A 19,140-nucleotide genomic window follows, 5' to 3' on the forward strand; every position below is an offset into this window, starting at 1 on the left:
CAACACAGGGCGACACGGCGGTCACGGTCGGAGAGTCACCCGTGCGGAGCAATACACGGCAGAAGCGCACCCATGCGCCTCGGCCAATCGGTGCACATCCCTTCACAGCACAAGGTGTGACGCGCAACACTCGCAGGCGCATGAACGTTGCCGCCTTGGGCCTTGAAGGACCCGCGGAAGTGAGGGCAAGTCATGTCCGTTCACGACGAACTGACGTCAGTCCAGCGCAGCCTCGACGACCTGCTCCGGTCGGTGGGACGCCTGGAGAAGCAGCTCGGCACCGGCGGCCTGGAGATGCGCCGCGTCCGTGCCGACGCCAACCATCTGCGCGAGAGCGTCGCCCTGCTGCGCGACGCCGCCGCCTCCCCGGCAACGCCGAAGCGCCCCGAGCTCGTCACCATCTCGGACGCGCCGTACGACTCCGCCCTGTGGCGCGACTCGGACGACGAGGGGCTCGGCGCCCGGGACCGGCGCGCTCCCTGACCGGTCCGGAGTGGTACGACCGGCACCTCCCCCGAACCCGACCGGAGTCGTCACGTGGCCACTGGTACGGAACCTCCCGCCACCGAACCCCAACCCAGAAGCGGCGGCGTACGGGCGGGTACGCGCGCCGCTATCTCCGCCCCGCACCTGCGCACCGACCGCTGGTGGCTGGCCCCGGCCGGTACGGCCGCCGGCCTGCTGGCCTTCATCGTCTACTCGACCTGGCGGGCCTTCGCCGACGCGCACTACTACGCGGCGCCGTACGTCTCGCCCTTCTACTCCCCGTGCCTGGCGGAGCGCTGCGAGCCGATGAAGGCCGGCCCGAACTGGGAGATCTTCGGCAGCTGGTGGGGCATCTCGCCCGCCATCATCATCCTGATCTTCCCGCTCGGCTTCCGGCTGACCTGCTACTACTACCGCAAGGCCTACTACCGGGGCTTCTGGGCGTCCCCGCCGGCCTGCGCGGTGGCCGAGCCGCACAAGAAGTACACCGGTGAGACCCGCTTCCCGCTGGTGCTGCAGAACATCCACCGGTACTTCTTCTACGCCGCGCTCGTCGTCGCCGGGATCCTCACCTACGACACCGTGCTCGCCTTCCGCGACGAGAACTACGCGTGGGGCCACATGGGCCTCGGCACCCTGGTGTTCCTGGTCAACATCGTGCTGATCTGGGCGTACACGATCTCCTGCCACTCCTGCCGGCACATCGTCGGCGGCAAGCTCAAGCACTTCTCGAAGCATCCCGTGCGCTACCGGATGTGGCAGTGGGCCGGGAAGCTCAACGCCCGGCACATGCAGCTCGCCTGGGCCTCGCTGGTGAGCGTGGCGCTCGCCGACTTCTACGTCTATCTGGTCGCCTCCGGCGCCTTCGACGATCCGCGGTTCTTCTGATGAGGGGGGCGTTCTGATGTCCGTGGTCGACCGGCAGGAGTGGGACGTCGTCGTGGTGGGCGCGGGCGGGGCCGGACTGCGCGCCGCCATCGAGGCCCGCGAGCGGGGTGCCCGTACGGCCGTGATCTGCAAGTCGCTGTTCGGCAAGGCGCACACCGTGATGGCCGAGGGCGGTATCGCCGCGGCGATGGCCAACGTCAACACCGGCGACAACTGGCAGGTCCACTTCCGCGACACCATGCGCGGCGGCAAGTTCCTCAACCAGTGGCGGATGGCCGAGCTGCACGCGCAGGAGGCGCCGCAGCGGGTGTGGGAGCTGGAGACCTGGGGCGCGCTGTTCGACCGCACCAAGGACGGCCGGATCTCCCAGCGCAACTTCGGCGGCCACGAGTACCCGCGCCTCGCGCACGTCGGCGACCGCACGGGCCTGGAGCTGATCCGCACCCTCCAGCAGAAGATCGTCCAGCTCCAGCAGGAGGACTTCAAGGAGACCGGCGACTACGAGTCCCGGCTGAAGGTCTTCCAGGAGTGCACGGTCACGCGCGTCCTGAAGGAGGACGGCCGGGTCTCGGGCGTCTTCGCCTACGAGCGCGAGTCCGGCCGCTTCTTCGTCCTCGAGGCACCGGCCGTCGTGATCTCTACCGGCGGTATCGGCAAGTCCTTCAAGGTGACATCGAACTCCTGGGAGTACACCGGCGACGGCCACGCGCTGGCCCTCCTCGCGGGCGCTCCCCTGCTGAACATGGAGTTCGTGCAGTTCCACCCGACCGGCATGGTCTGGCCGCCGTCGGTGAAGGGCATCCTCGTCACCGAGTCGGTGCGCGGCGACGGCGGGGTGCTGCGCAACTCCGACGGCAAGCGGTTCATGTTCGACTACGTCCCCGATGTCTTCAAGGACAAGTACGCGGAGTCGGAGGCCGAGGGCGACCGCTGGTACGACGACCCGGACAACAACCGGCGTCCCCCCGAGCTGCTCCCCCGCGACGAGGTCGCCCGGGCGATCAACGCCGAGGTGAAGGAGGGGCGTGGCTCGCCGCACGGCGGCGTGTTCCTCGATGTGTCGACGCGGATGCCGGCCGAGGTCATCAAGCGCCGGCTGCCGTCGATGTACCACCAGTTCAAGGAGCTGGCGGACGTCGACATCACGGCGGAGGCGATGGAGGTCGGGCCCACCTGTCACTACGTGATGGGCGGGGTCGCGGTCGAGTCCGACACGGCGGCGGCCCGGGGGGTGCCGGGGCTGTTCGCGGCCGGTGAGGTGGCCGGCGGCATGCACGGCTCCAACCGGCTCGGCGGCAACTCGCTGTCCGACCTGCTGGTGTTCGGCCGCCGGGCGGGCTGGCACGCGGCCGAGTACACGGCGGGGCTGGCCGGTGCCCGCCCGCTGGTGGACGACGTCCAGGTCGACTCGGCGGCGGCCGAGGCCCTGCGGCCCTTCTCCGCCGAGGCGGAGAGCGAGGAGCCCTCGGGCGGCCCGCCGGAGAACCCGTACACCCTGCACCAGGAACTCCAGCAGACGATGAACGACCTGGTCGGCATCATCCGCCGCGAGCCGGAGATGAAGCAGGCCCTGGAGAAGCTGGCCGAGCTGCGGGTACGGGCGCGCCGGGCCGGGGTCGAGGGGCACCGGCAGTTCAACCCGGGCTGGCATCTCGCCCTGGACCTCAGGAACATGCTGCTGGTCAGCGAGTGTGTGGCGCGGGCCGCGCTGGAGCGCACCGAGTCGCGTGGCGGTCACACGCGTGAGGACCATCCGGGGATGGACCGCAAGTGGCGCCGTATCAACCTGCTGTGCGCGCTCGCCGACCCGACGGGCGGCCTGGCGGCGGATCCGGTCCGCGGCCAGATCACCCTCACCAGCGAGACCACCGAACCCGTCCGTGCGGACCTGCTCGCCCTGTTCGACAAGGAGGAGCTGGTGAAGTACCTGGCCGAAGAGGAGCTGTACGAGTGAGCGGCTACGAGGCCCGGTTCAAGGTGTGGCGGGGCGATACCGGGGGCGGCGGCCTGGAGGACTTCAAGGTCGAGGTCAACGAGGGCGAGGTCGTCCTCGACATCATCCACCGCCTCCAGGCCACGCAGGCCCCCGATCTCGCCGTGCGCTGGAACTGCAAGGCGGGCAAGTGCGGTTCCTGCTCGGCGGAGATCAACGGCAGGCCCCGGCTGATGTGCATGACCCGCATGTCGGTGTTCGAGCGGGAAGAGACGATCACGGTGACGCCACTGCGGGCGTTCCCGGTCGTCCGCGACCTGGTCACCGACGTCGGCTTCAACTACACCAAGGCCAGGGAGGTCCCGTCCTTCGTACCGCCGGCCGGGGTCGCGCCCGGCGAGTACCGCATGATGCAGGAGGACGTCGACCGCTCGCAGGAGTTCCGCAAGTGCATCGAGTGCTTCCTGTGCCAGGACACCTGCCATGTCGTCCGCGACCACGAGGAGAACAAACAGGCCTTCGCGGGCCCCCGCTTCCTGATGCGGGTGGCGGAACTCGACATGCACCCCCTCGACGCGGCCTCCGAATCCGGCCTGGACCGCAAGACCACCGCCCAGGACGAACACGGCCTGGGCTACTGCAACATCACCAAGTGCTGCACGGAGGTCTGCCCCGAGGGCATCAAGATCACGGACAACGCGCTGATCCCTCTGAAGGAACGGGCGGTGGACCGCAAGTACGACCCACTGGTGTGGCTGGGCTCGAAGATCAGGAGGCGCTCCTCAGCAGGCTGAGCGTCTCCCGGAGGTTGTGTTCGGCGATCTCCCGCATCCGCTCCGGGTGCGGGAAGTCCCCCTCGATGAGCGTCAGCGGGCCCGAGACGAGCCCGATGTGCATCGCCAGGCGGTACAGACGCAGACGGGCCTCGTCCAGGCCGGGGACCCGCAGGGCGTCGTAGTGAGGGCCGAAGCGGAGCCGGAGAAAGACGTGCTCGTGCTCCAGGTCGAAGTACATCAGGCCCTCGATGTCGATGAGCGCCGGTTGCCCGTCGGGCGTCAGCAGGACATGGTCCGGGCCGAGTTCGCCATGGATGAGGGTGTGCCGATCCCGGGGACGGACCTCGGCGGCCAGGGCGAGGACGGTCTCCTCCAGTTCCCGACGTACGGCGGCGACACGAGGCTCACGACGGGCCGCTTCCGCGATACAGCGCAGGGCGCCCTCGGTCACACGCTGCTCGCAGGAGGCGGGGCGGGAGGAGCCGCCGTTGTCGACGAGGGCGACCTTGCCGAGGCGGGGGCCGGTGCGGGCGTGCAAGGTGACAAGAAGCTCCGCCATCCGCTCCATGGCCCGCGGCGCCTGGTCCGGCTCACGGGCCAGGGCGTCCTCCAGGCTGCCGCCGGACATGTCCTCCACGACGGCCGCGTCGGCCGGGAGGTGCCTGTGCGTGGCGTCGGCGTACAGCAGGCGCGGCGTGCGGACGCCGACGGCGACGAGCCGGTCGTGGGCCGCCGTGAACAGGCCGAGGCCCGTGCCGTGGGAGAACGGGTCACGGGGATCGGACGGGCCGGCGTCCCAGAAGTCCTCGTCGGCGGACCAGACATAGGCGATGGCGGTGGAGCCGTCGTCGAGAGCCAGACGGTAGACGCCCTTCTTGGTGCCTCCGCGCAGGCGTTCCACGCCCGTCAGCGCCCAGCCCGGGCCCAGGGCTGCGCGGGCCAAGGGGGCGAGGTCGGTGCGGGTGAGGGTGCGTCGGGTCGCTGTCACCGCGCCGAGCGTACGGAGTCGGCTCGGCCTTCTTCCGGGATTTTCCGACCGCGGCCGGCGGCCCGGGAGGTGCGGTCAGCCGAGCCCTTGGGCCAGGTGCCGCACATGCACATGCCCCTCCAGCGGATAGTCCGGCGGCCACGGCGGGCGGATGCCCGTGAGGGGGTAGCCGCTCTTGTCCGCCACCCGGCACGACGCCGTGTTGTCGACCTGGTGCAGGAGTTCGAGGCGGGTCAGGCCGGTGGGGGCGAAGGTGGTGAAGGCCCAGTCGGTGAGGGTGTGCAGGGCGCGGGAGGCGATGCCGCGGCCGCGGGCGTGTGCGGCTGTCCAGTAGCCGACCTCGGCGGAGGCGGCGCCGGGGGCGATGTCCTTGAGGACGACGTGGCCGGCCGGCGGGCCGGGCGAGCCGGAGGGGTTGGCTTCCTCGACGGCGAACGCGTAGCGGTGGCCCTGTTCCCAGCCCTGCTGCTGCTCGCGCAGCCACTGGGCGGCGCTCGGCTCGTCGTCGACGGCGAAGGCCGTCCAGCGGCGCAGGGCGGCGTCGTCCCGGCGCCCCAGGGCGGCCAGCCCCGCGGCGTCCTCGGGGGTCCAGGGACGCAGGATCAGGGCGGGGGCCGTCGGTGTGGCCGCTCGCAGCCGTGTGGTGGGTATCGACATGGCGTGAGCGTACGGGCGCGGCGGGGCGTTCTCAGAACAGGCTCAGCAGCGCCTCCGCCGGATCCGTCAGGCGGGTTTCGCCGCCGGGCAGGGGGAGTTCGAACCAGACCGTCTTGCCCCGGGGGGTGCGGCGGGAGCCCCACGCGGCGCTGAGGAGGCCGACGAGTTGCAGGCCGCGGCCGCCCTCGTCGGTGTCGCGGGCCCGGCGGCGGCGGGGCTGGACCAGGCCGGAGTCCCAGACCTCGCAGACCAGGGTGCGGTCGAGCAGCAGCCGGAGGCGGATCTCGCCCTCGCCGTAGCGCAGGGCGTTGGTGACCAGCTCGCTGACCAGGAGCTCTGTGGTGTCGACCAGGGGTTCCATGTCCCAGCTCATCAGTTGGGCCCGCGCGTACTCCCGGGCCCGGCCCACACTGCGCGGCTCGCGCGGCAGGGTCCAGTCGCCCACGGATTCGTTCGGCAGGCCCTGTACACGTGCCATCAGCAACGCGATGTCGTCCTCGCCGTGGTGGGTGTCGAGGGTGTTGAGGACGTGGTCGCAGACGTCCTCCAGCGGCTGGGAGGAGTCGGACAGGGCACTGACGAAGGCCTGGAGGCCCTCGTCCAGGGGATGGTCGCGGCTTTCGACCAGTCCATCCGTGTAGAGCGCGAGCAGAGCGCCCTCGGGGAGTTCGACCTCGACCTCCTCGAAGGGCTCGCCGCCGACCCCGAGGGGCATGCCCGGCGGCACGTCGAGCATCAGGGCGGACTCGCCCGGCTCGACCAGGACGGGCGGCAGATGGCCCGCGTTGGCAAACGTGCAGCGCCGGGTGACGGAGTCGTAGACGGCGTAGACGCAGGTGGCGAGATACACCTCTGAGAGGTCCGCCTCACGCGGGCGGCGAGCTGCCCTGGTCGCCTGCTGGACGCCCCCGGGGGCGCCGAGGCCGCGGGCGATCTCGTCCAGCTGGGAGAGCACCTCGGCCGGTTCGAGGTCGAGCTGCGCCAGGGTCCGGACCGCCGTACGGAGTTCGCCCATGGCGACGGCGGCGCGCAGGCCGCGGCCCATGACGTCGCCGACGACGAGCGCGGTGCGGTGCCCGGGGAGTTCGATGACGTCGAACCAGTCGCCGCCGACCTCGCTGGGCCGGCCGGTGTTGGCGTTGCCGGGCAGATAGCGGCAGGCGATGTCGAGGCCGGAGGCCTCCGGGTCGCCGGGCGGGAGCAGGGACCGTTGCAGTATCAACGCGCGTTCGTGCTCGCGCCGGTAGAGCCGGGCGTTGTCGATGCAGACGGCCGCGCGCGCCGCCAGCTCCACGCCGAGGTCGCGGTCCCGGTCGCCGAACGGCTCGCTGCCCTTCGTACGGGCGAACTGCACGAGCCCGACGACGGTGTCGTGGGCGACCATCGGCACGGCGAGCGTGGACTGCACGAGCCCCCCGTCCTCGCCGGGGACGAACTGGGGACGGGCCGTGCGCAGGGCGTCCGCGCAGGGCGAGTTGAACGGGTAGTGGTGGACGGCGCCGACCGAGACGGGCACACCGCTGCCGGCGAACGGCTCGTCGGAGACGGCACTGGCGAAGGCCACCCGGCGCAGCTCGGCGCTGCCGTCGGCGAGCCCGGGCGGGGTCTCGTCGCCGACCAGCAGCCCCTGGTAGAGGTCGACGGTGGCCAGGTCGCAGAAGCCGGGCACGACCACGTCGAGAAGCTGCCTGGCCGTGGTCTCCAGGTCGAGGGAGTTGCCGATGCGGGCGCCGGCCTCGTTCAGCAGAGCCAGATTGCGCCGGGCGGCGGCGGCCTCGCGGGCGGCCTCCCGGCGCGAGGTGATGTCGGTTCCGAGCCAGGCGATCCCGATGGGCCGGCCCGAACCGCTGTGCACGCGATAGAGGTTGACGGACCAGTGGCGGCGCTCGTCGGAGCCCGGCACGAAGCCCGTGACGTGCATGTCCGTGATGGAGTTGCCCGTCTCCAGTACGCGGCGCAGCGTGGCGGCGACCCGGTCTCCCTCACCGCGCTGGAGGAAGTCGTGGACGTCCTTGCCCCGGTGGTCGTCGGGTGTGCCGCCGAAGACGGAAGCGAACCGATGGTTGACACGGCGGACCCGCAGATCGGGGTCGATCAGCACGAAACCGAACGGGGATTGACCGAAAATGGCCTGCGAGGCGGCGAGGTCAGTCTCGATGCTGCGCAGGGTGCGGACGTCGACGACGATGCATACGGCGGCCTTCTCGCCGTCCTCGGTGCGCGTCGGCATGACGTACACCTCGGCGAGTCCCTCGTGCCCGCATTCGCCGCCCTCGGCGTCCTTGGGCATCCGGAAGGGCACCACGCCGGTCCACTCGCGGCCGTCGAGGATCTCGGCCATCTTGCGCATGCCGCGCTCGTGATGGCGCGGGTCGATGAACGCCTCGATCGGGTCCATGCCGACGGCGCGTGCGGCGGGGATGCCGAAGAGGTGCTCGGCGCGCAGGCTCCACTGATCGACCAGACCGTCGGGGCCGATCGAGAAGGACGCGACCTTGATGTAGTCGTAGATGGATCCCGGGGGACTGCTCTGCCACATGGCGTCCCCGGTCTGGACCCCGTCGGCCGCCAGCGCACCTCCCACCGCGGAGGCCAGGCCGTCCGCGGCCCTGGCCCTCGCGCCGTCCGACGGGTCCTCGGACTCCGTGGCCTTCGCTGGTATCTCGCTCACGCGAACCGTCCCCTCCAGCTCACCGCGTCCGGCACCGGTCACCGGGGGCGGCTGCCCGCAGTATCCAGCACTACGGTGCCGCACAACACGGTGTTCACGATCACAGCACGGTCCCGATGGTTTTCGGTCCGGACCGTGACAACACTTCCAGTCTTCTAACCAGGGGACACGTCGTCGAATCACGTCTGCCGACAACCGCCACTGGCCTGAACCAATCGCTCGACAGTGACAGGGCGTACGTACACCGATTTTTCACCCCGGCACGGTGAGTTCGAACCACACCGTCTTGCCCGCGGCGCCGGGCCGGGTGCCCCAGCGGCGGCAGGAGGAGGCGACCAGTTGCAGTCCGCGGCCGCTCTCGTCGTCGAGCCGGGGGGCGCGCTCGCGGGGCGGGTCCGGGAGCGGGTCGGAGACCTCGACCCGCAGGACGCCGTCCAGGTCGGACGGGCGGACCAGGCGGACCCCGATGGGCCCGGTGGCGTGCCGCAGGGCGTTGGTGACCAACTCGCTGACCAGCAGCACCGCGAGGTCGGACAGGCTGTCGAGTTCCCAGCCGCGGAGTTGGCCGCGGACGGCCTGGCGGGCGGTGCGCACGGCGCCCGGTTCGGCGGGAAAGGTCCACTCGGCGCGGTCACCTTCGGTGTCGATCACGCCGATCACTTCCCAGGCAAGAGGCCCGCCCATGTCCGGTTTCATGGGGTTAATGAGCACATACCCGATATCCGGGGCGGAGTATCGTGCGGGCGGCGCACAGTGGCACGAAATGCACAGGGGGCGCCCGTACGGCAATGCCCCGACCCCGCACGCCCCCGGTTCGCCTCAGGCGCCGGGCACTTCCTCCGCGCCGGGGCGGGAAGAACCGGGGCCGGAAGAGGTCAGGCCGCCCGCGGCTCCGAGGTGCGCCAGAGTCTGCCGTACGGCCGGGACATCCTGATCCAGCCAGTGCACGTCCCAGATCTCACCCGGGCCGAGCCAGCGCAGTTCGTCGTGGTCCTCGAGGGGCTCGGGCGCGGCGGAGCCGGGTCGCAGCCGGGCGGTCCACACGTGCAGGACGTAGGGCGACTTCAGGGGCCACTCCCCCGGGACGCGACCGCCGGCCTCGGCGTCGACGCCGAGTTCCTCGCGCAGTTCCCGTACCAGCGCCGCGTCAGCGCTCTCCCCGGGCTCGACCTTGCCGCCGGGCAACTCCCAGCGCCCGGCCAGCTCCACGGGCGCGCTGCGCCGGGCCGCCAGCAGCCGCCCGTCGTCGACCAGCGCGGCACCCACGACGACGATCCGCTCACTCATGCGGGGAGCCTACGGGAGTACGGCCGGACGGCGACGTCGGCTCCGGCTCCTCACGCGGGCACCGGGTGACTCAGCCGTGCGTCACGCACCCGCCCCGTTCTGCCCCAGCCGCTCGACCCAGTAGAGCTGCTTGTGACCGCGGCCGTCGAGGCTGTCCGCGATCTTCTGGGCCTCGGTCCTGGTCGCGTACCGGCCCACCCGGTAGCGGTTGCCGTTGTCGTCCTCTCGTATCACGAGCCAGGGAAGAGTGATCGTGCTGTCGTTCATCGCGCCCCTCCACTTCCCACCCGCGGCCTGTGCCGCGCCCCTCCCGCTAAGGAAACCGCAATGCGCATATGCCCGAGCCTACGCCTAACCTTCACGGAGCGAATACGGGTTTTCACAAAGAGGTACGCAACCAGCCAGAACGCAGGGGGCGCGCGATGATGAACGCGCCGTCTGAGTGCCTCATCGCACCTGGGCGCGGGCATACGGGAGGCACCGCCGGCGGCCCGTATGCACTACTGCCGACCTGCGGAGACGACGACCGGTCAGGGGATACGGACCGCCCCGTTCGACGACGGCCGCCTCGGCGATCGCGTGAGCGGGGCGCGCAAGGAGCGCGCCCCGGGACGGATGTGAGCGTTCGCTACTTGACCGGAAGGTGGTAGGCGACTCGGTACCGATCGGCCGGAATCACCACATCGGCCGTCTCGACCGGGCGGCCGGAGGCGTAGAACGTGCGGTGGACGACCACCACCACATGGCCGGGGACGCCGCCCAGGACGAGCAGTTCCTCGGCGAGCCCCGGACGGGCGCCGACCTCCTCGGTGACGTTGTCCACGATCACCTCGATCGCGCGCATGCGCTCCACGACGCCCATGCCGCCGAGCGGCCCCTCCTCCGGCAGCATCACCGGCGTACGGCCCGTCACGGCGAGCGGCTCCCAGGATGTGGAGAGCATCATCGCCTCGCCGCCCTCGCGGAAGAGGTACTTCGTGCACATCACCCGGTCGCCCGGCTCGATGTCCAGCCGCTCGGCGACCGCGACACTGGCCTCGGACTGCTCGCTGCTCGACTCCCAGGTGCCGCGCCCCTCACCGTCGGCCTGCTCCTGGCGGAACGGCGTGGCCCCGCCGGGCGGGCGGTAGCCGGAGCGGGAGACGCGCCGGGGGACGGGCCGCTCGCGCACATAGGTCCCCGAGCCGGAGCGGCCCTCGACCAGCCCCTCCGCCATGAGCACCTTGCGGGCCTCCAGGGCGACGGTGTCCGAGACGCCGTACTCCTGGCGGATTCTGGCCTGGGAGGGGAGGCGGGTGTGCGGTGGCAGCTGACCGTCGACGATCTTCTGGCGGAGATCACCCGCGACGCGCAGGTACGCCGGCTGCTCACCGAATGTCACTGGCCGCTCCCATCAGGTTGTACAGACAGCAACAGCCTGGCAACCGTAGGTTGTGCGATGCAAGCAAAGGCCAGAGAATCACTCGATGTGATGACATGGTGGCCCTGGGGGCTTTACGCAGGCACTTTCTCCCCGCTATAGCCGCCGTCACACCTCGAGTTCGGAGTTCCCGCTCTCACTGTCGTCGAACGACGGCGGCGTGGAGTCCAGCCCGAGGGCCTTGCGCGCCGTGACGGTCTCCGGGCCGTCGACGTACACGTACGCCTTCTCGTAGTGCGTGAAGTAGGTGTCCACGTCACCGGCTTCGCTCGCCTTCGACCACTCCTCGCGGGCGTCCTCCATCTCCTCGACCAGGTCGGCGACGGGCTTGCGGGCAGCCGACGGCCAGGTGTGGCCGCGCAGGGCCTCGGTCTGTTCGCCGAGCACGTCGCGCACCTGCGCGGCCCAGGCCCGGGCTCCGGCGAGGTCGTCATCCGGGGACTCCTCCGGCTCCTCGTACAGCGCCGCGTCGACGGCGTTGGCCGTGGACAGGAAGACGACCTGGTCGGTGGCGAGCGTGGTGAAGTCCTCGCGCAGGGAGCCGGTCAGCTCGGCCTTCGCGTCGGTCTTGCCGAAGACGCAGATGATCGAGCGGTCACCGAAGCGCCAGGTCTCCCGGGACGGCATGAGGTAGTACACGTCGACGTCGGCCGGCATCGCCCAGGTGTCCATGGCGTACTGCGACTCGAGCGGGTAGCACCGCTCGTCGGCGATGTCGCCGATCCTGGCGTCGCCCGGGAAGGCACCGCCCGGCAGCGTGACGACCCCGAACACCTCGCCGTCGTGCCCGCCTTCGCAGGGGACCGGGTCGACGTCGTAGGTGTCGCCTTCCAGGCCGTCGGGCGCGTCGAAGCAGTCGCCCGTGCGCAGGGACAGGCTCTCGTTGCCCCGCGCGCCGTCCTCGATCTTCGCCCAGACCTCGGACGCGGCGCCCGTGGCCAGCACCACTCCCCACAGCACGGCTCCGACGGTCGACAGCGCCACCCCGGCGATCGCCAGGCCCCGTCCGCTCTGCCCGGACCGCCGGATCTGCCACAGCGCGACCAGCCCGAGGACGAGCCCCACCGCGGGCAGGAAGCAGAGCACGCCGAGCACGAGAGCGGCCACGGCGAGCGCGTTGACGGAGACCGGGGTGCCGTACGGACGCCGCGGGGGCGGCCAGTTGGCAGGAGGACGGCCGTACGGGTCCTGGGGCTGCGGGTTCCCAGGGGGCGGGGGTATGGACACGGGTAGGGGGCTCCTGGCTGAGGCGGTGGGCGGGGGTCTGTCGTACGGCTGGGCGCATCGTAAGGGGGCAAGGCGGGGCGGGACGGCTGCATTTCGGCGCGGAGGGGCTGCAACACGCCTGCGGCCGGTCGGTTCAGGGCACCGGTTCGGCCCGCGCTGTCCCGGTCAGCGGGCCGTGGCTCTCCGGCCCGTCGGACGGCGCCCACCCCACGGGGAACACGGCCCGTACGGTGAAGCCGCCGTCCGTACCGGGCCCCGCGTGGAACTCGCCGGACAGGAGGTGCGCGCGTTCCCGCAGGCCCACCAGGCCGTGGCCGCCCCCGGGGAGTGCCGGTCGGGAGGTGTCGCGGGCGGGTGGGGGCGTGTTGTGCACCTCGATGTGCAGACCGGCCGCGAAGTGGACGCGGACGCGCGCACGGGCGCCCGGGGCGTGCTTGCGGATGTTGGTCAGGGCCTCCTGGACGGTGCGGTACGCGGCGCGTTCGACCGCTTCGGGCACCGGGGCAGGGCATGCCGGTAGGTCGAGGTCCACCGGGAGGCCGCTGTCGCGGACCAGGTCCGGGATGTCGGCCAGTCCGGCCCGGGGGGCGGCCCCCGCGTCCGTGCCTCCCGCGGTGCGCAACACCCCCACCAGGTGCCGCAGTTCGGTGAGGGTCTGCGCGGACAGTTCGTGGATCGACCGGGCGGTCGTGCGTACGTCCGTGTCCCCGGGCCGGCTCACTTGCAGCGCTCCGGCCTGCAGACTGATCAGGCTCACCTTGTGCGCGACCACGTCGTGCATCTCCCGGGCCAGCCGGTTGCGTTCGGTGGCCAGCACCCGCTCGGTCAGGACCTGGTTCTCCCAGGCGCGCCGGGCCGTCGCCTCCCGCAGGCGCTCCTGCCGTGACCGTACGGAGCGGCCCAGTACGACGATGCCCGCCGCCAGTCCGCAGCAGTCCAGGGCCAGCAGCGCGGTCTCCCGGTCGAGCACGAGGGAGGAGACACCGGCCGCCGGGTGGGGCAGGAACCACGCCACCGCGACCGCTGCCGCACCCGTCGCGGCGACCAGGAGACGGTCGCGCCGTACGGCGACGCAGTACAGCGCGATCAGCGGGGCGAAGGCGATGTGCCCGAGGTACAGCCCCGGCAGTCCGGCGAGCACGGCCACCTCCGGAGCCCGTCGCCGCAGCAGCAGCGCAGCGGCCGCGACGAGGGCCAGCCATGTGCCGTGACCGGCGGTCAGGCCGTTGACCACCATCCCGTCCACGAGGGCGACCAGGACCGGGAGGGCGCGGGAGGCGATGCGGCGTACGGCACCGGCACGGGCACGGGCACGGGCTCGGGTGGTCGGAGGGCCGCTCACCCCCGTCCCACCCCGCCCTCGACCAGATCCGCCCGGTCGGCGACCACCGCCGCCTGGACCCGGTTGAGGCCGCCGAGTTTCGCGAGTACCGCGCTGACATGGTCCTTGACCGTGCCGTGCGCCAGGTGGAGCCGGCCCGCGATGGCACGGTTGCTGAGCCCCGCTCCCACCAGCGCGAGCACCTCGCGCTCCCGGCAGGTGAGCGCCCGCACCCGCCGTACGGCCTCCTCGTCACGGCCGGACAGCAGATAGCCGTCGATCACCTGCCCCACGGCCTCGGGCGCCAGCACCCTGCGACCGGCGGCCAACGCCCGTACCGCTTCGATCAGTTGCTCCGGAGCGGTGTTCTTCAGCAGGAACCCGGCGGCGCCCAGCCGCAACGCCTCGTCGACGTGCTCACGGGCGTCGAAGGTGGTCAGCATCGCCACCGCCGGGGGCTTCGGCAGGCAGGCGACCCGGCGCAGTACGGACGGCCCGTCCAGGACCGGCATCCGGATGTCGAGCAGCAGGACGTCCACCCGCCCGCTGCGCACGGTCTCCACGGCGCTCGCTCCCCCGCAGTCGGCGACCACGGTGATGTCCTCCGCCGAACCGAGGATCACCCGCAGCCCGGCACGCACCAGAGGCTCGTCGTCCACCACCGCGACCCGTATCACGCCCGCATCCCCCACCCCGTCGCTCTCAACGCTCGTTACGACGGCCCACCCCCGCGAGACGTTGCGCGGCCGCCGTGTGCCACCTGACACACACGGCCGCGCGCCCCCCGCCGGTCGGCGGGGTCGGTTCCCGTCCTCGGGCGGATGTCCCCGGTGGGTGCCCCGCTGTCACGATCCGTCAGGTCGCCGATTCACCACCTGCCCGTCGTACGGGCCTTCAGCAAGGACGCACATGCACCACACCCAGGACCGCCCCGCCCGACGCCGACGCCTCCACGCCCGCATCCTGGTGGCCGGCTGCACCGCCGGAGCGGTGCTGCTGACCGCCGCGGGCGCGCACGCGGAGACCGGCGGCGCCGAGGCCCGGACGTCACTGGCCGTGCAGGCGGCCGAGACGGTCGAGCGCGTCACGGGCACCTCCGACCTCGTTCCCGGCACGCCGCTCGGCGGCGGCGCCACCCGCGCGGAGGTGACCACCGAGACGTCCGCGGCCCGCATCACCGCGCCCGCGACCGCAGACGGAGCCGTGGAGTTCGCCTACGGCACGGACGTGCTGCGCCTCACCCTGCCCGGCAGCGCCGCCTCGCAGGCCACCGCGGGCGCCAACGGCACCGTCGTCTACCCGGGCGCGGGCGAGGACATCGACCTGGCCGTGCAGCCCAACCGCGACGGTGTGCGCACCCTCGTCACGCTCAAGGACGCGGACGCCCCGACCGAGTACCGCTTCCCGCTCGGCCTGCCCGCGGACGCGGCCACCGAGGTCCTCGAGGACGGTTCCATCCTGGTCAGCCGCGGTGAGGAGTACCTCGGTACGTTCGACGCGCCCTGGGCGAAGGACGCGCGCGGCGAGGCCGTACCCACCGAGTACCGCGTCGAGGGCGGTGCCCTGATCCAGACCGTGCGGCCCGGGCCCGGCACGGCCTTCCCGGTGGTGGCGGACCCGGCGTGGTTCATCCCGATCGCGATCGTCGCCGGGCGGCTGCTGCTCACCCAGGGCGTCAAGAGCATCTCCCGGCACGCGGCCCAGCGCATGGCCCAGCGCGGCATCAGCCAGGAGATGGTCGCGCGTACGGTGAAGACCGGCAAGAAGACCAAGGGCAAGTCGCCGGGCACGTGGAAGTACACCACCGGCAAGGTCTGGGTCGTCGTCAACAAGGCCGGGAACGTCGTGTCCGTCGGCCGCAACTGAGCCCGTTCCCGAGAGGCGAACCATGCACATCGAGTACGACCGCGAGAACGACACCGCCTATGTGTCGCTCGTCGCGCACATCGCGGACGGCGCCGCCGTCCGGCAGATCCCCGTCACCGGGATCGGGGCGGACGCCGAGGTGTTCCTCGACGTGGACGCGTCGGGCCGGCTGCTCGGCATCGAGGTCATCGGCGCCGAGGCCGCCCTGCCGGCGGAGGCGCTGGAGCAGTCCACCTCGACCCGCTGACGAGCCGACCGAGTGCGGGACAAGGGCCCTGTGCGTGCAGGGCCCTTGTGCAATTCCTGTGGAGGCCTCAATCTTTCGGCTGACGCACAGGAGTCACCCTTTGTCTGACATGACCATGACTCCAGGCTTCCGGGTGGCTCCGACGGGCGTGCACCACACCCCACAGCGCACCACCGATGAGGAGGATCCCTCAGATGGCAGTGATGCGTACTCCCCGCACCCCGCACGGATCCACCCGGCGAAGACTGGCCGCGCTCGGCGCGACGGCCACCGCGGCGCTCGTCGCGAGCCTCGTCTCCGCCCTCCCCGCCGGCGCGGCCCCGGTCGCCGACGGGGGACGCGTCCAGTACGAGGGCGCCGCGAACGCCGTCGCCGGCAGCTACATCGTCACCCTGAAGACCGAGAAGGCCGGTTCCGCCGAGGGCCGCGCCCTCGCCCACAAGCACGGCGCCGAGATCGAGCGGACGTACACCAAGGCCCTGAACGGCTACGCCGTCGAGGCGTCCGCGTCCGAGGCGAAACGTCTCGCCGCCGATCCGGCCATCGCCTCCGTCGTCCAGGACAGGATCTACAGCGTCACCGGGACGCAGCCCAGCCCGCCCTCCTGGGGCCTGGACCGCATCGACCAGAAGAACCTGCCGCTGAACAGCTCCTACACCTACCCGGATTCGGCCGGGCAGGGCGTCACGGCGTACGTCATCGACACCGGTGTCCGCATCACCCACGGCGACTTCGGCGGACGCGCCTCCTACGGCTACGACGCCGTCGACAACGACAACACCGCCCAGGACGGCCACGGTCACGGTACGCACGTCGCCGGCACCGTCGCCGGGAGCGCCTACGGCGTCGCCAAGCAGGCCAAGGTCGTCGGGGTCCGCGTGCTGAACAACTCCGGCCAGGGCACCACCGCCCAGGTCGTCGCGGGCATCGACTGGGTGGCGCGGAACGCGGTCAAGCCGGCCGTCGCGAACATGTCCCTGGGCGGTCCGGCCGACACGGCCATCGACACCGCCGTACGCAACGCCATCACCTCCGGCGTCACCTTCGTGGTCGCGGCCGGGAACGAGTCCACCAACGCCTCCACCCGGTCCCCGGCGCGTGTCACCGAGGCCGTCACGGTCGGCGCCACGACGTCGAGCGACGCGAAGGCGAGCTACTCCAACTACGGTGCGGTGCTGGACCTGTTCGCGCCCGGCTCGTCCATCACCTCGGCCTGGAACTCCGGCGACTCGGCGACCAACACCATCTCCGGTACGTCGATGGCGAGCCCGCACGTCGCCGGGGCCGCCGCCCTCCACCTGGCCGCCAACCCCACGGCCACTCCCGCGCAGGTCTCCGCCGCGCTGACGGCCGCCGCCACCACCGGCGTCGTCACCAGCCCCGGCAGCGGCTCCCCCAACCGGCTCCTCTACGTGGGCGGCGGTACGACCACCCCGCCCGGCCCGCGCTTCGAGAACACCGCCGACCAGGCCATCGCCGACAACTCCACCGCCGAGTCCCCGGTGACCGTCTCCGGCGTCTCCGGCAACGCGCCCTCGGCCCTGGCCGTCGAGGTCCACATCGTCCACACCTACATCGGCGATCTCCAGGTCCAGCTGATCGCCCCCGACGGCACGGCGTACACCCTGAAGTCGTACGGCACCGGCGGCAGTGCCGACAACATCGACACCACGTACTCCGTGAACGCCTCGGCCGAGACCGCCAACGGCACGTGGACCCTCCGGGTGAGCGACAACGCCCGTCTGGACACCGGGCGGATCGATGCCTGGGCGCTGCAGTTCTGAGCCCCGTGTGTGAAGGTCCGTCGGCTCATTGACCGGTCCGGGACGCCGAACTCGGCGAGCAGCGTGTGCGCGGGCTGCTCTACGGCGTCCCGGATCGGCCGTACGCCGCGCCGACCGTGCGAGAGTCCGTCGTACTCAGCCTTGCCGCCGGTCGGAGCCGACAGCCGGATCACCGGCGAACAGCGCCTCCTCGGTGGCGGCCCACGCGGCGAGCAACTGGAGTGCCTCGTGGTCGGCGGAACCGGGTGCGGCGCTGTAGGCGGTGAGGGTCAGGCCGGGCTGGGCGGGCAGTTCCATGGCATCGAAGTCGAGGGTGAGGACACCGACCTCGGGGTGGCGGAAGGACTTGCGGCCGGTGTGGTGCAGACGCACGTTGTGCCTGGCCCAGGCGGTGCGGAACTCCTCGCTGCGGGTGACGAGCTCGCCGATCAGACCGGTCAGCCCGGTGTCGTGAGGGGCGCGTCCGGCCTCGGTCCGCAGCAGGGAGACGGTGGTGTTCAAGGACTCCTCCCAGTCGGGAAGGAAGTCACGGCCACGGGCGTCGAGGAACTGGAACCGCGCGATGTTGGCCGTCCGGGTGGTGCGGTCGGGGAACAGCGGGGAGTACAGGGCGCGGCCGAGGTGGTTGGTCGCGAGGATGTCCAGACGGCCGTTGCGGATGAAGGCCGGGGAGTCGGTCATCGAGCGCAGGACGCGTAGGACGCTGTCCGGCAGGGGGCCGCGGGCACGTCTGGCACGGCGGGCAGGGCGCTTGGCGGCGGCACGGGCCAGGTCGAACAGATGCGCGCGCTCGGCGTCGTCGAGCTGGAGAGCGTTCGCCACGGCGTCCAGGACCTCCTCGGAGGCACCGCCGAGGTGACCGCGTTCGAGGCGGACGTAGTAGTCGATGCTGACCCCGGCGAGCAGCGCGACCTCTTCCCGGCGCAGGCCCGGCACGCGCCGATTCCCACCGTAGGCGGGCAGCCCCGCCTGCTGCGGCGTGATCCTGGCCCGGCGGGATGCCAGGAACTCGCGGGCGTCGCTCTCGGTACTCACACGTTCCAGGCTAGGCCGGACGCCCCACGGGTGGGGGGCCCTGTCAGTACCTGTAACAGCGGTCCCTTCTCCACCGCTCCGGACTGCGTTCTCCTCGATATCGGCAGCGGGCCGGAGCCCGCACAGTCCGTCTTGATCGAGGAGTCGTTCACATGCCGAAGCAGTCCGCACCCCGGGAGCTGGCCGACATCGCGCCGAAGCTCGTCGAGGTCACCGACGAGGTCCTGTTCGCCGACGTCTGGGAACGCCCCGGACTGTCCCCGCGCGACCGCAGCCTGGTGACCGTGAGCGTGCTGGCCGCCCTGTACCGCGGCGAGCAGCTCGGCTACCACCTCGGTGTGGCCCTGGACAACGGCCTGAGCACCGAGGAGCTGTCCGAGGCGATCACGCACCTGGCCTTCTACGCGGGCTGGCCCAACGCGATGACGGCGATCACCAGGCTCAAGCAGATCACCGACGCGCGAGACGCCTGACGAGTCACCTGCCAAGACGTCTGACGAGACGCTTGACGAGCCGCCTGACGAGACGCTGACGAGTCACTGACGAGTCACTGA

At 71.6% G+C, this 19,140-nt stretch carries 18 protein-coding genes and 1 pseudogene; 8 read left to right on the forward strand and 11 right to left on the reverse strand.

Features of this window, described 5'->3' with window-relative positions:
• Positions 1 to 192: 192 nt before the first annotated feature.
• The 4 genes from NNW99_RS12110 to NNW99_RS12125 are packed head-to-tail and all read left to right on the forward strand — an operon-like array spanning position 193 to position 4,101.
• Positions 193 to 483 carry a hypothetical protein gene (locus NNW99_RS12110; RefSeq protein ID WP_215118771.1) on the forward strand — a complete coding sequence of 97 codons (291 nt, stop codon included), beginning with the start codon at positions 193 to 195 and terminating at the stop codon, positions 481 to 483.
• A 54-nt stretch (positions 484 to 537) separates the two neighbouring features.
• On the forward strand, positions 538 to 1,374 hold the full coding sequence (locus NNW99_RS12115; RefSeq protein WP_215118772.1) for a hypothetical protein: 837 nt from the start codon (positions 538 to 540) through the stop codon (positions 1,372 to 1,374).
• 16 nt (positions 1,375 to 1,390) lie between these two features.
• Positions 1,391 to 3,328: a fumarate reductase/succinate dehydrogenase flavoprotein subunit gene (locus NNW99_RS12120; RefSeq protein ID WP_215118776.1), complete on the forward strand. Its 1,938-nt coding sequence runs from the start codon at positions 1,391 to 1,393 to the stop codon at positions 3,326 to 3,328.
• Positions 3,325 to 4,101: a succinate dehydrogenase/fumarate reductase iron-sulfur subunit gene (locus tag NNW99_RS12125; RefSeq protein WP_215118778.1), complete on the forward strand. Its 777-nt coding sequence runs from the start codon at positions 3,325 to 3,327 to the stop codon at positions 4,099 to 4,101. The genes NNW99_RS12120 and NNW99_RS12125 overlap by 4 nt, the downstream gene beginning before the upstream one ends.
• On the opposite strand, the gene NNW99_RS12130 is transcribed toward NNW99_RS12125, so the two are convergent.
• The 10 genes and pseudogenes from NNW99_RS12130 to NNW99_RS12175 form a co-directional block, all read right to left on the reverse strand.
• Positions 4,076 to 5,071, reverse strand: a complete 996-nt coding sequence (locus NNW99_RS12130) for a phosphotransferase family protein (protein WP_215118780.1) — start codon at positions 5,069 to 5,071, stop codon at positions 4,076 to 4,078. The two genes, NNW99_RS12125 and NNW99_RS12130, sit on opposite strands and share 26 nt — an antisense overlap.
• Before the next feature lie 75 nt (positions 5,072 to 5,146).
• Entirely contained in the window at positions 5,147 to 5,728 is a 582-nt protein-coding gene (locus NNW99_RS12135; RefSeq protein ID WP_215118781.1) for a GNAT family N-acetyltransferase, read from the reverse strand.
• A gap of 31 nt (positions 5,729 to 5,759) precedes the next feature.
• Positions 5,760 to 8,399 (reverse strand): SpoIIE family protein phosphatase, encoded by a 2,640-nt coding sequence (locus tag NNW99_RS12140; protein ID WP_251057765.1) that lies wholly within the window; start codon positions 8,397 to 8,399, stop codon positions 5,760 to 5,762.
• Between the two features lie 252 nt (positions 8,400 to 8,651).
• On the reverse strand, positions 8,652 to 9,095 hold the full coding sequence (locus tag NNW99_RS12145) for an ATP-binding protein (protein ID WP_215118785.1): 444 nt from the start codon (positions 9,093 to 9,095) through the stop codon (positions 8,652 to 8,654).
• 123 nt (positions 9,096 to 9,218) lie between these two features.
• Positions 9,219 to 9,686: a (deoxy)nucleoside triphosphate pyrophosphohydrolase gene (locus tag NNW99_RS12150; protein WP_215118787.1), complete on the reverse strand. Its 468-nt coding sequence runs from the start codon at positions 9,684 to 9,686 to the stop codon at positions 9,219 to 9,221.
• Between the two features lie 81 nt (positions 9,687 to 9,767).
• Positions 9,768 to 10,001: pseudogene (locus tag NNW99_RS12155) on the reverse strand (SPOR domain-containing protein); the annotation flags it as partial.
• Positions 10,002 to 10,314: 313 nt separating this feature from the next.
• A complete protein-coding gene (locus tag NNW99_RS12160) occupies positions 10,315 to 11,067 on the reverse strand; it encodes a GntR family transcriptional regulator (protein ID WP_215118791.1) in 753 nt (250 codons plus the stop codon).
• A gap of 147 nt (positions 11,068 to 11,214) precedes the next feature.
• Positions 11,215 to 12,333 carry a DUF4190 domain-containing protein gene (locus tag NNW99_RS12165; protein WP_215118792.1) on the reverse strand — a complete coding sequence of 373 codons (1,119 nt, stop codon included), beginning with the start codon at positions 12,331 to 12,333 and terminating at the stop codon, positions 11,215 to 11,217.
• A gap of 133 nt (positions 12,334 to 12,466) precedes the next feature.
• Positions 12,467 to 13,675, reverse strand: a complete 1,209-nt coding sequence (locus NNW99_RS12170) for a sensor histidine kinase (RefSeq protein ID WP_251057766.1) — start codon at positions 13,673 to 13,675, stop codon at positions 12,467 to 12,469.
• Positions 13,672 to 14,331, reverse strand: a complete 660-nt coding sequence (locus NNW99_RS12175; RefSeq protein WP_215118793.1) for a response regulator transcription factor — start codon at positions 14,329 to 14,331, stop codon at positions 13,672 to 13,674. The genes NNW99_RS12170 and NNW99_RS12175 overlap by 4 nt, the downstream gene beginning before the upstream one ends.
• A gap of 232 nt (positions 14,332 to 14,563) precedes the next feature.
• On the opposite strand from NNW99_RS12175, the gene NNW99_RS12180 reads away from it, so the two are divergent.
• The 3 genes from NNW99_RS12180 (at position 14,564) to NNW99_RS12190 (ending at position 17,551) form a co-directional block, all read left to right on the forward strand.
• On the forward strand, positions 14,564 to 15,520 hold the full coding sequence (locus tag NNW99_RS12180; protein WP_215118794.1) for a DUF4258 domain-containing protein: 957 nt from the start codon (positions 14,564 to 14,566) through the stop codon (positions 15,518 to 15,520).
• A 22-nt stretch (positions 15,521 to 15,542) separates the two neighbouring features.
• Entirely contained in the window at positions 15,543 to 15,767 is a 225-nt protein-coding gene (locus NNW99_RS12185; RefSeq protein ID WP_215118795.1) for a DUF2283 domain-containing protein, read from the forward strand.
• Positions 15,768 to 15,961: 194 nt separating this feature from the next.
• A complete protein-coding gene (locus tag NNW99_RS12190) occupies positions 15,962 to 17,551 on the forward strand; it encodes a S8 family peptidase (RefSeq protein WP_215118796.1) in 1,590 nt (529 codons plus the stop codon).
• 135 nt (positions 17,552 to 17,686) lie between these two features.
• On the opposite strand, the gene NNW99_RS12195 is transcribed toward NNW99_RS12190, so the two are convergent.
• The gene (locus NNW99_RS12195; RefSeq protein WP_215118797.1) at positions 17,687 to 18,586 is read right to left on the reverse strand and encodes a helix-turn-helix transcriptional regulator; all 900 of its coding nucleotides are present in this window, start codon (positions 18,584 to 18,586) and stop codon (positions 17,687 to 17,689) included.
• Positions 18,587 to 18,738: 152 nt separating this feature from the next.
• Between NNW99_RS12195 and NNW99_RS12200 the strand changes: the two genes are divergently transcribed.
• Positions 18,739 to 19,059 carry a carboxymuconolactone decarboxylase family protein gene (locus NNW99_RS12200; RefSeq protein ID WP_215118799.1) on the forward strand — a complete coding sequence of 107 codons (321 nt, stop codon included), beginning with the start codon at positions 18,739 to 18,741 and terminating at the stop codon, positions 19,057 to 19,059.
• Positions 19,060 to 19,140: the final 81 nt, after the last annotated feature.

It is taken from the genome of Streptomyces sp. CRCS-T-1 (assembly GCF_024442335.1).
Classification (GTDB): Bacteria; Actinomycetota; Actinomycetes; order Streptomycetales; family Streptomycetaceae; genus Streptomyces; species Streptomyces koelreuteriae.

Coding starts and splice junctions, on each gene's coding strand:
- NNW99_RS12110 (WP_215118771.1), top strand. CDS start 193: ATGTCCGTTCACGACGAACTGACGTCAGTCCAGCGCAGCCTCGACGAC.
- NNW99_RS12120 (WP_215118776.1), top strand. CDS start 1,391: ATGTCCGTGGTCGACCGGCAGGAGTGGGACGTCGTCGTGGTGGGCGCG.
- NNW99_RS12135 (WP_215118781.1), bottom strand. CDS start 5,728: ATGTCGATACCCACCACACGGCTGCGAGCGGCCACACCGACGGCCCCC.
- NNW99_RS12145 (WP_215118785.1), bottom strand. CDS start 9,095: ATGAAACCGGACATGGGCGGGCCTCTTGCCTGGGAAGTGATCGGCGTG.
- NNW99_RS12150 (WP_215118787.1), bottom strand. CDS start 9,686: ATGAGTGAGCGGATCGTCGTCGTGGGTGCCGCGCTGGTCGACGACGGG.
- NNW99_RS12180 (WP_215118794.1), top strand. CDS start 14,564: ATGCACCACACCCAGGACCGCCCCGCCCGACGCCGACGCCTCCACGCC.
- NNW99_RS12185 (WP_215118795.1), top strand. CDS start 15,543: ATGCACATCGAGTACGACCGCGAGAACGACACCGCCTATGTGTCGCTC.
- NNW99_RS12190 (WP_215118796.1), top strand. CDS start 15,962: ATGGCAGTGATGCGTACTCCCCGCACCCCGCACGGATCCACCCGGCGA.
- NNW99_RS12200 (WP_215118799.1), top strand. CDS start 18,739: ATGCCGAAGCAGTCCGCACCCCGGGAGCTGGCCGACATCGCGCCGAAG.